Annotated in this window: 5 protein-coding genes; all 5 read left to right on the top strand. The window is 47.5% G+C overall.

The window, feature by feature from the left end; all coding sequences use genetic code 11:
- Positions 1-102: 102 nt before the first annotated feature.
- The 5 genes from ACT6NV_RS08260 to ACT6NV_RS08240 are packed head-to-tail and all read left to right on the top strand — an operon-like array spanning position 103 to position 12,305.
- Positions 103-3,384: a VCBS repeat-containing protein gene (locus ACT6NV_RS08260; protein WP_445384007.1), complete on the top strand. Its 3,282-nt coding sequence runs from the start codon at positions 103-105 to the stop codon at positions 3,382-3,384.
- A gap of 8 nt (positions 3,385-3,392) precedes the next feature.
- Entirely contained in the window at positions 3,393-6,734 is a 3,342-nt protein-coding gene (locus ACT6NV_RS08255; RefSeq protein WP_445384006.1) for a VCBS repeat-containing protein, read from the top strand.
- Positions 6,731-9,970, top strand: coding sequence for a VCBS repeat-containing protein (locus ACT6NV_RS08250; protein WP_445384005.1), 3,240 nt, complete (start codon positions 6,731-6,733; stop codon positions 9,968-9,970). The genes ACT6NV_RS08255 and ACT6NV_RS08250 overlap by 4 nt, the downstream gene beginning before the upstream one ends.
- A gap of 12 nt (positions 9,971-9,982) precedes the next feature.
- Positions 9,983-11,344, top strand: a complete 1,362-nt coding sequence (locus ACT6NV_RS08245; RefSeq protein ID WP_445384004.1) for a vanadium-dependent haloperoxidase — start codon at positions 9,983-9,985, stop codon at positions 11,342-11,344.
- A gap of 55 nt (positions 11,345-11,399) precedes the next feature.
- The gene (locus tag ACT6NV_RS08240; RefSeq protein WP_445384003.1) at positions 11,400-12,305 is read left to right on the top strand and encodes an AraC family transcriptional regulator; all 906 of its coding nucleotides are present in this window, start codon (positions 11,400-11,402) and stop codon (positions 12,303-12,305) included.
- The last annotated feature ends 74 nt before the right edge of the window (positions 12,306-12,379 follow it).

Genomic DNA, 12,379 nt, shown 5'->3' with positions numbered 1-12,379 from the left:
CTCTATTCCTTAAACTTTAACTTAATGAAATATTAACACAATAGGATTCATTGGCCTTTCTTAGGGTTTCTGCTTAATTTCGTGAGCTGTCTTCAGGAGCTTATGAGAATTCTATTAATTGGAATAGCCTTTGTTTTATTTCTGAGTGGTTGCGACAATACCGCGCCACCTTTGTTTCGGGAAACCACTCCATCTGAGACTGGTATTACATTTAAAAATCAACTTACGGAAACGCCCGATCTCAATATACTCACCTACCTGTATTATTACAACGGGGCCGGTGTGGCCGCTGCAGATTTTAATGATGACGGGCTAATTGACCTTTACTTTACCGCAAACCAGGGAGCAGATGCCTTATACCTAAATAAAGGGAATTTCCGCTTTGAAGAGGTCAGCCAGGAAGCAAACACTATAAATTCTGAAGGATGGACCACCGGGGTAACCCATGCGGATATTAACGGAGATGGCCTTCAGGATATCTATATTTGTAAAGCCGCCGGTTACCGCAGTCTAGAGGGTCGAAACCTTTTATTCGTAAACCAGGGGAACAACGAAAAAGGCATTCCTGTTTTTAAGGAAATGGCTGAAGAATACGGGCTGGATTTCAGTGGTCTCTCTACACAGGCTGCTTTCTTTGATTACGACCTGGACGGAGACCTGGATATGTTTTTGCTCAACCACTCGGTGCATCCTAACCGGAATTACGGAAAAGGCTCGCAACGCAGTGAATTTGACCCGCTGGCCGGGGACCGCTTATTCAGAAACGAAGGGGACACCTTTACGGACGTAAGCCGGGAAGCGGGTATATACCAGGGCAAGGCCGGTTACGGTTTGGGCATAGGCATAAGTGACCTGAATAATGATGGTTACCCGGATATCTATATCAGCAATGATTTCTTTGAAAATGACTATCTCTATTTCAATCGCGGAAACGGAACTTTTCAGGAGGTCATATCCAAAGAGACAGGCAGCATAGGCCATACCTCCCACTTTAGTATGGGCAACGATATATCGGATATCAACAATGACGGTCTTCCTGATATTCTCTCACTGGATATGCTCCCGGAAGATTTGATTACCTATAAAACTTCCGGCCTGGAATACCCCTACCCCATCTACAGGCAGTACCTGAACAATGGCTTTGCACCTCAATACATGCAAAACACCCTGCAATTAAATATGGGAGGGGAACAGTTCTCAGAAATTGCGGAGCTTTCAGGGCTTGCTGCGACCGAGTGGTCCTGGGGTGCCCTGATCGAAGATTTTGACAATGACGGACTGAAAGATGTCTTTATCAGCAATGGGATCAAAGGGGCCACCAATGACATGGACTATATGAATTTTATAGCCAACGAGGCCATTCAGCGTCGTATCGACAGCGGCATGAACACAGACGACTTACCCCTGACCCAGGAGATCCCTCCCAAAAAGGTCCCAAACTATTTCTACAGGAATACCGGGGGCTTAAATTTTTCAGACCAGACGGAAGCCTGGATAGGAACCACTCCCAGTTATAGCAATGGATGTTCCTACGCCGATCTGGATCAGGACGGAGACCTGGATTTAATCGTAAACCAGGTAGATGCCATTGCGGCAGTTTATGAGAATACTTCACAATATCCTTCGGCCCTTTCAGTACGCCTGAAAGGATCCGGAGATAACTCCAAGGGCATTGGGGCCAAAATCCTGGCTTATTCGGGGGATACCCTTCAATTCCGCGAAAATTACAGCAGCAGGGGGTACCTCTCTGCAGTCCCGGCCCAAATCCATATCGCCCCTGGGAAGGCAAAACAGCTAGATTCCCTGCTCGTTGTCTGGCCCGGAGGGGCTTACCAAAAGCTTAGCGGGATTTCGGCAGGGGACCATCTCAGCCTGCATGAAAAAGAGGCCGGTGGTAATTACTATGCTCGCCTGGCCACAGATTCATACTGGCAGGTCAATGATTCCCTCCTTCCGTTTCGACACAAGGAAAATATCAGTATCGATTTTGACAGGGAGCCGTTAATAGCCTTTGCCAATTCCAATGAAGGACCGGATATCTCCGTGGCAGATTTCAACCGGGACGGGCTTGATGATTTATTTATCAGTGGTGCCAAAAAACAAGCTTCCTCCCTTTTTCTGCAACAACCCGATGGATCCTTCGCACCCCTGGCAACAGAGGTGTTTGAAGAAGATGCCCTATATGAAGATACCTCCCAGGCAGTATTTGATGCAAATGGTGATTCATGGCCCGATATACTGGTTGTTAGCGGAGGAAACGAATTTCAGCAGGGCAAAGCACTGCAACCCCGCTTATATTTAAACCTGCAAGGCAAAACCTTTCAAAGATCCGATTCCTTCCCGGAGATGGAACTGAATGCTTCCAGGGTTCGGGCCCATGATATAGATAAGGATGGGGATTTGGATGTATTTATCAGTTCGGATGGGATTGCAGGGAACTTCGGAAAAAATACCAGGCACTACCTCCTGGAAAATGATGGCCTGGGTCACTTTTCCGACCTTACGGAAAAATACCTGCCGGGCCTTCAGGAGTACGGTAATATTCAGGATTTCCTCTGGCAGGACCTCAACTGGGATGACCTTGAGGACCTCATAGTGATTGGTCATTGGAACGCCCCGGCTGTTTATTTAAACAAGGCAGGACATTGGGAACTGCAGCAAGGCAACGGCCTGGAAACCCATAAAGGCTTATGGAATACTATTAAAATTGTAGATATAGACCAGGACGGGGACCTGGACATCCTGGGTGGAAATTGGGGGTTGAACAGCAAACTTGAAGCCTCCTACAAAGAACCCCTTCAACTGTATCGTTACGATTTTGATCAGAATGGCTCCATTGAACCTTTGGTAACCTATTACCACAAGGGAGTTGAAACCCCTTTTGCCTCCAAAGACGAACTAGTCAAACAAATGCCGTTCCTAAATAAAAAATATCGTACCTATAATAGCTTTGCCAGGGCAAACCTGCAGGACCTGTTCGGGCGGGAAGCGCTTTTAAAGGCAGATCAAAAACAAGTCACAGAGTTGGCCAGTTGTCTTTTTATCAATGACGGGAATGGAAAGTACCACAAGCAACGCTTACCCCTTCTGGCCCAGGCCTCCGTTATTTACGATTTCGCTTTGGATGATTTTGACCAGGATGGGGAAGTAGATCTGCTACCGGTCGGAAATCACTATCAACTTAATACACAACTCGGTAGATTGGACGGGTTGAATGGTTTAATTTTGATCAACCAGGGCAATGCCCGGTTTAAATGGGACAGAAGAAATACGATCCCCCTTTCAGGGGCCGCCAGAAATATAACATCCCTTAACATCAAAGGGGTAAAAACTTATGTGATCGGAAGGAATGATGACAGCCCGGTCTTTTTTAGAATACAATGAAAACGAATATGAAGTTCAATAGATTAATCGTACTTGGAATAGTAACACTCCTGGCCAGTTGTGCCGAAGAACAGCCCAAAGCAGTAACCCCTGAACAGGAAGAAACCCTGTTTACCCTCCTGAGCAGTGACAGTACCGGGGTAAGCTTTGTGAACTCTGTTGAAAACCAGAAGGATTTCAATATTTTCAAATACCGGAATTTTTACAACGGTGGCGGGGTGGCCCTGGGCGACATTAACAATGATGGCCTGGTAGACATCTTTTTTACCGGGAATATGGTCGCTAACCGATTATTCCTGAATAAAGGTGATTTCCGGTTCGAGGATATATCTGAAACAGCAGGTGTGACCGGGAACAAACCCTGGTCTACAGGAGTGGTCATGGCAGATATCAATGCAGACGGTTTATTGGATATTTATGTCAGCAACGCCGGGAACATGGAGGGCAACAATCACGACAACGATCTCTTCATCAATAACGGGGACCTGACTTTTACGGAACAGGCTGCCGAGTATAACCTGGCCGAAACCGGTTTTACCACTCACGCCACCTTTTTTGATTACGACAAAGACGGGGATCTGGATGCCTATATCCTCAACAATAGCAACATCCCTGTTAGCAGCCTGGGATACGCCGAACAACGGGAAGTGCGTGCCCAGGACTGGGAAGGTGTTCCGCATATATTCAGGGGTGTTGGAGACATGTTACTCCGGAATGACGAGGGTAAATTTGTAGACGTAAGTGAAGAAGCTGGGATTTACGGGAGCCTGATCGGCTTTGGCCTGGGGGTAATGGTTACCGATTTTAACCAGGACCTCTACCCAGACCTGTATATATCGAATGATTTTTACGAAAGGGACTATTTATACATCAACAACCAGGACGGCACTTTTTCGGAACAGATTAAAGACTGGACGGGTCACCTGAGCCTGTCAGCCATGGGGATAGATGTGGGAGACATCAATAATGACGGTTACCAGGATGTCTTTATAACGGATATGTTGCCAGAACCCGAGCAGCGCGTTAAATCGGTTATGGAATTTGAGGGTTATAATGTTTACAACCTCAAGAGGGGAAAAGATTTTTTCCAGCAATATATTCAGAACACCCTCCAGCTCAACAATGGAAACGGCACCTTTTCGGAAGTGGCCTATTACAGCGGGGTGGATGCAACGGACTGGAGCTGGGCTGGCCTGATGTTTGACATGGACAACGACGGGCTGAAAGACATCTTTATCACCAACGGGATCAACCACGATCTCACAGATCTGGATTTTGTAGACTTTTTCGCGAATGAAATCATTCAGAAAATGGCCCTTACCGGGCGCAAGGAGTCCATTGATTCCATCATTCAGAAAATGCCCATCGAACCCCAGCCGAACTACGCCTATCGCAACAAGGGGGACATAACTTTTGACAAGGCCAATGAATACTGGGGGTTTGATTTACCGACCCGCTCCAATGGCGCCGCTTACGGCGACCTGGATAATGACGGCGACCTGGACCTGGTGATCAACAATGTCAATATGGAAGCCTTTATATACCGCAACAATACGGACAAACAGAAAAACAACAACTACATCCGTCTTCGGTTTAACGGACCGGAGAAAAACCCGTTCGCGATCGGCACCACTGCCAGGGTTTATTTTAATGATCAGGTCATCGTACAGGAATTAATTCCTTCCAGGGGTTTTCAATCTTCGGTAGACTATACCATGGCACTGGGCCTTGGAAAAACCAGCCTGATCGATTCGGTTCGCATTATCTGGCCGGATGACCAAACACAGCTACTCACAGGAGTACAACCCAACCAGGAATTGCTGTTAAGGTATTCAGATGCGAATGAAACCTACAGGCCACTTCCCCCGCCAAGGACGGAAACCCTTATGACAGAAATCCCCCTTACTAATGTGCAGGCGCATAAAGAAAACCTCTACAATGATTTTGACCATGAAGGGCTGATCTCCCACAAACTTTCGCAGGAAGGGCCCGCCCTGGCCGTAGGAGATGTGAACGGAGACGGTAATGATGATTTCTACCTGGGTGGTGCAAGCAACCAGTCCGGAAAACTCTATCTCCATATGGGCAAAGGACAATTAAGGCCTGTAAGAAACCTTTCATTTGAGCAGGATGCCTCGTATGAAGATACCGCTGCAGCCTTTTTTGATGCTGACGGGGACAGCGATATAGACCTGTTGGTAGCAAGCGGGGGGAACGAGGTTTCCCAAAAACAAACCTACAGGCCTCGCCTCTATCTCAATGACGGTAAGGGGAATTTCCAAAAATCCCCAGAAGAACTACCCACAGCATTGAAGAATATGTCAACAGTCAGTCCATTGGACTTTGACCAGGATGGGGATATGGACGTATTTATCGGATCGCGCTCCGTAGTGGGTGTTTACGGGGTAGACCCGGACCACCTTTTTCTGGAGAATGTTGGAAATGGCCAATTCCGCAATGCCACAGACCGTATGGCCAATGACCTGAAACAGGCCGGGATGGTTACCGGTTCCCTCTGGGCAGATATGGATGGAGACCAGAAACCCGACCTGGTTACCGTGTCGGACTGGGGAAGCCCCAAAATTTTCCGGAATAACGGCAGGCGGCTGACCCGCATCAATACCTCCCTGGACAGCCTGCACGGCTGGTGGAATTCTGTTCAAAGTGCAGACCTCGATAATGACGGGGATCTGGACCTGGTACTGGGGAATCAGGGCTCCAATATCCATTACAAACCCGAACCCGGAAAACCCATGCGCTTATGGATTAATGATTTTGACAACAACGGGACCCTGGAACAGATCATGACCCTGTCTGATAAGGGAGGAGACTACCCTATTCATCAGAAAAAAGAACTCACAGGACAACTGGTTTCCCTCAAAAAAGAAAACCTGAAGGCATCTGTTTATGCTACCCGGACCATTCAGCAATTGTTCCCGCAGGAGCTGGTGAGCAACTCTATCATTAAACGCGTAACCCTCTCTGAATCGGTGGTGGCCATTAACGAAGGGGGCGGTTCTTTTACGATAAAGAAACTCCCGAGCCGCGTACAATTGTCCTGTATTTGTGACATTGCCTGCATGGATGTAAATGCCGACGGAAATACCGACCTGGTGATGGCCGGGAACAACTATGAATTCAAGCCGCAGTTTTCCAGGCTGGATGCAGGTTACGGAAACGTACTGCTGGGAGACGGCAAAGCCGGTTTTCAATGGCAGGACTTCAAGAAAAGCGGTTTTATGATAGACGGAGAAGTAAAGTATTTGCGAAAACTATCTGATAAAGACGGCAACATTTATGTTCTGGCCGCACTAAATGAAAATGTTCCCAAGCTCTTTAGCCTGCAATGAAAAAAACGATATACATACTATTATCAATAAGTGTCTTCTGGGCCTGTAAGGACAACACAACCCAGTTCCAGGAAGTGGACCCTGATAAAACCGGCCTTGCGTTTTCGAATGACCTGAAGGAAACGGATGCCCTCAACATACTGGACTACCTCTATTTCTATAACGGAGGCGGGGTAGCCGTTGGTGATATCAACCAGGACGGACTTCCTGACCTGTATTTTTCCGGGAACCAGGTTAAAAATAAGCTTTACCTGAACAAAGGCAACTTACAGTTTGAAGACATTACCGAAGCGGCCGGGGTGGCCGGAAACAGCAGCTGGAATACCGGGTCAGTGATGGGCGATGTAAACGGGGATGGGCTGCTTGATATTTATGTGTGCGCAGTAGTCGGGATCAACGGCTTTTCGGGACATAATGAATTGTATATCAATAACGGGGATAATACTTTTTCGGAGCGTGCTGCGCAGTACGGTCTGGATTTCGACACCTTCAGTTCCAATGCGGCTTTCCTGGATTACGACCAGGACGGGGATTTGGATTTATATCTGCTCAATCATGCGGTACATACGCAGGATTCCTATGGCAGGGCAGCCCTGAGGTACGATCGTAACTACGATACCGGGGACAAATTGCTTCGCAATGACGGAGACCGTTTTACTGATGTTAGCGAGGAAGCCGGTATTTACGGGGGGATTAACGGATACGGCCTGGGTCTGGCGGTATCAGACTTCAACTTGGATGGGTATCCTGACCTGTATATCGGAAATGATTTTCATGAGGATGATTATTTCTACCTGAACAACGGGGACGGAACCTTTGCCGAAAGCCTGCGGACTTATTTTGGCCACAGCAGCCGCTTTTCTATGGGTAGTGACGTGGCAGACATCAACAATGACGGACGGCCGGACCTGATTTCACTGGATATGCTGCCGGAAGAAGAAGTCCCCCTGAAATCTTCGGAAGGAGATGACAATGTACAGACGCAGCGGATCCGTATCCAGAACTTTGGTTACTACTACCAGTTTACCCGTAATATGCTCTACATCAACCAGCCCGACGGGAAGTTTATGGAAACAGCCCTGATGAGCGGCGTGGCTGCAACCGACTGGAGCTGGAGCGCCCTTTTCGGGGACTGGAACCAGGATGGGAGGCAGGATTTATTCATATCCAATGGTATCCCCAAACGGCCAAATGACCTGGATTTTGTAAAATTCATCTCAAACGAGCAGATCCGCGCCAAAATCAACAACACCAAGTTGATGGATCAGCAGGCCCTTGAAATGATGCCCAGCGGGAATGTGCACAACTATGTATTTGAAGGGGGCTCAGATTTGAAATTTACCGATCGCAGCGGGGAATGGATTAAAAAAGATACGGTTTTGTCCGGAGCAACCGCCTGGGCAGACCTTGACCAGGATGGCGACCTGGATCTGGTGATCAACAACCTGAACCGCAAGGCCAGTATCCTGGAAAATAAAAACCCACAAAATAACCAATCCCTCAAACTCCGTCTGCATTACTCAGATAAAAACCCCTATGGGATTGGAAGCAAAGTTTACGCCTGGGCCGGGGGGCAAATGCAATTTCGCGAACTGTACACGGTCAGGGGCTTCCAGGCCTCCTCGGAGCCGGTAGTACATTTTGGTTTCGGAAATTTGAAAACCGTCGATTCCCTCAGAATTATATGGCCGGGAGGAGAATCCCAGATACTAAAAAACCTTGAAACCGGCCAAAGTCTGGCAATCCGGGCCGAAGGACCCGCCCTTGCTAAAAGACCTCTGGCTGCCTCGCATCCGGCGCTTCTTTTTAAGAAGCTAAATGATTCCGCCGTTCTTCCTTTTGAACATATGGAAGATAATTACACAGACTTTAACCGTGAGAAATTACTGCCCTACAGCCTGGCAGACCGCGGGCCCGCCTTCGCCAGTGGCGACCTGAACAATGACGGCCAACCCGATTTGTTTTTCGGCGGTTCCAAATCCAACCCGGCACAAATATTTCTGCAAAGGAACGGAGAGTATGCCGAGGTATCCCTGCCGGCAATCCAAAACGACAGTATAGATGAAAATATAGCAGCGGTTATTGAGGACCTGAATGGAGATGGCAAAATGGATCTACTCATTGGCAATGGAGGAGGGGATTTCTATGGGGAAACGCCCCCATTACAGAACCGTTATTATATACAGACCGATACCGGCTTTGTGAAAAAGGCATTTCCTAAAGATTTTGCAAACACATCCGTTATCCGGCCTTTTGATTTCGACGGGGACGGGGATTTCGATCTTTTTGTAGGAAACCAGACCATCACCGGGAAGTTTGGCAAGCGGCCGGATAGTTTCCTGTTGGAAAACGAGGATGGGGTATTTAAAGTATCCGCCAAATTTGACGGCCGCAGCCTTGGTATGGTAACCGATGCGCTATGGACCGATTTTGACGGGGACGGAGACAGCGACCTGATTGTGGTTGGGGAATGGATGTCTCCGCGCTTCTTCGAAAATGATGGTAATGGGTTCAGGCCGTATCAATCACCGCAGTTAAATGGATTATGGCAACGTATTGCCCCCTTTGATATGGATGGGGACGGAGATATTGACTACGCTCTTGGAAATTGGGGTCTGAATTCCAAATTCACTGCTTCTGAAAGTTATCCGTTGCAAATGTATTTCTCTGATTTCGATGGTAACGGAAGTACGGAAACGCTCATAGCCACCGCAAAAAATGGCAAGTACTTTCCCCTGGCAGGCCTGGACGAACTGGCTTCACAGATGGTAATGCTCCGAAAGAAATATACACAGTACAGTGCCTTTGCCGGGCAGGATCTGACGGCAATTTTCGGGGAGGAAACCCTTGAGGCCGCTGAAAAATTTGAAATATCAGAACTGCGTTCCGGATTTCTTCGAAATGATACCGGCCGTTTTAGCTTCGTGCCTTTTGCAAACCCGCTTCAAACAGCCCCCATAATGGATTTCCTTAACGCTGATTTTGACGGGGACGGAAAGCAGGAGATACTGGCTGCAGGAAATTATTTCGGCTTAAAGCCCTATCAGGGGCGCCTGGATTCCTTCCCCGGGGCCTTGATAAAAAATGAAAATACCATTATTTTAGCAAACCAACTAGGGCTGGACCTGATTCACAAATCTGTCAGGCATATGGCCATTTTCCAATTAAAAAACAAACCTTGTCTGCTGGTCGTTTTCAATAACGCTCCTGCAGAAGTTTACGAATTGATGAATTGATAAAACAATAAGATGAAAGCCTTTTTCGGATCAATCCTTTGTACAGCAGTTGTAATGGTTTCCTGTAATAAACCTGCAGAACCCATTGAGATTACGGCTGAAGATTTTCACGCCTCGGTAGATAAAGTTACGGAGGTGATGGTGCACGACATATTCAGCCCGCCGGTTGCCAGTCGTATTTATGCGTACCCCAATATTGCCGCCTATGAAATCATGGCTTTGCAAAACGAAAAATACAATTCCCTTCAGGGCCAGGTAGATGGCCTTGGGAGCATCCCGAAACCGGATGAGCAGGCGGCCGTCAACTACAAGCTTTCAGCGCTTATCGCTCATATAGAGTTGAGTAAAAGGCTGATTTTTTCTGAAGAACGCATAGAAACCTACCGGGACAGTTTGTACGGCAGATGGAACGATCAGAACAAAAGGGAATTTGAAGCTTCCAGGGATTATGGCCTGGAGGTAGCCGAATTTATCGCAGGCTGGATGGACCAGGACAACTACAAACAAACCCGGACCATGTCCAAATTTACGGTTGATACAGAAGACCCGGCGCGCTGGCAACCTACTCCGCCTTCCTATATGGAAGGAATAGAGCCCCATTGGAATAAGATCAGGCCTTTTGTGCTGGATTCAGCCTCTCAGTTCAGGCCTGCCCCGCCCCCACCCTTTTCAATGGAGGAGGGATCTGCCTTTTACAAGGAAGTGAAGGAGGTCTACGATGTAAGCAGGGAGATTACTGCAAAAGGGGACAGTTCCGAAGAAGTAGCTATTGCCCAGTTTTGGGATTGCAACCCTTATGTCTCCGTAAACCGGGGACACCTGATGTTTGCAACCAAAAAAATCAGCCCCGGAGCCCATTGGATCGGTATCACCAAAATAGCCTGCAGGAAAGTGGATTATGGTTTTGACGACAGTGTTTTTGCCTATGCCAAAACGTCCATCGCCATTGCCGACGGTTTTATCAGCTGCTGGGATGAAAAATACCGCTCTAATCTGATCCGGCCGGAAACGCTGATAAATGAGCATATAGACGACAACTGGAAACCCGTTTTGCAAACACCTCCCTTTCCGGAATACACCAGCGGGCACAGTGTGGTCTCAGGGGCCGCAGCAGTAACCCTGACCAGTATATTCGGTGAAGATTTTGCTTTTGATGATGACACCGAATTACAATATGGCCTTCCGGTACGCAGTTTCAATTCTTTTATAGAAGCTTCGGAAGAAGCGGCTATCAGCCGGATGTACGGGGGGATTCATTACCGCGCAGCCGTAGAAATAGGCATTGATCAGGGGCAATCACTGGGTCGGTTCATCAATGACCAGCTCAGCATGCGAAAGACCGGCGAATTGGCCGAAAATAAACCACAATCCTAAAATAAAACCCAGAGCAGCTGAATTGCTCCAAAACAGTAAAAGCCCAGTTTAGAATATGAAAAAGATACTTATAGGAACCCTTGCTATTGCAGGCCTCGCATTGGTTGGCTATTTATTTATTTATCCTTATGATTACATTGTCCGTTTTAAGGCCGATACCTTCCCCGGCACCATCAACCAGAGTATAAAACTATGGCATGATACCGCCGGAGTTGTGAACACCCCGGTAGAACAGGAAGATTTATACAACCTGCAACAGCAGGTACAGGTCGGAGATTCGGTACACCTCTATAATTGGACCATAGAGCCGCTTACGGACAGCACCTCAAGGGTAGTGGTAAAGGTAAAAGACCCGCAGCACAGCCTGATGAACAAAATGAAAGCGCCCTTCGGAGAATCTGTAATTGAAAAAGCCACCTTAAACAAGTTGGAAGAATTCTTACAAGGTCTGGAAGAGCATCTCTCCGAGTTCCGGGTAACTATTGTTGGGGAGGAGGAATTAAAAAGCACCTACTATGCCTATACGACCATTAAAACAACGCAATTGCGAAAAGCAGCCGGAATGATGGACAATATAGATTTTCTTGGGCTATCCCTGACCAATGCAGGCGTAGAACTCAACGGTACCCCCTTTGTAGAGGTTACAGAGTGGAATCAGGCCAATGACAGTATTACTTTTAATTTTTGTTTCCCCATCATCCGTTCGGAAAAACTTCCGAACCATCCAAGGATCAAATACAAGCGGCTTTTTGAGAAAAAAGCCCTCAAGGCCATTTACAATGGGAATTACATTACCTCGGACCGGGCCTGGTATGCCCTGGCAGATTACGCTAAGCGCAATGATATCCCGGTTGAATTAAACCCCATAGAGTTCTTCTTCAACAACCCAAATATGGGAGGGGATGCACTGAAGTGGCGGGCCGATGTTTATTTGCCCATTGCGGAGACCCCTGAGGAATAAACGATTCCTTAAAGAACCCTGAACCCTGCCGAAGTATCGTCAGGGTTTTTTTATATCTTACATAAGCACCTGTT

The organism is Robiginitalea insularis (genome assembly GCF_052497835.1).
Note: the sequence above shows the minus strand (reverse complement) of the source record. Positions and strands in the feature narration are given on the sequence as shown.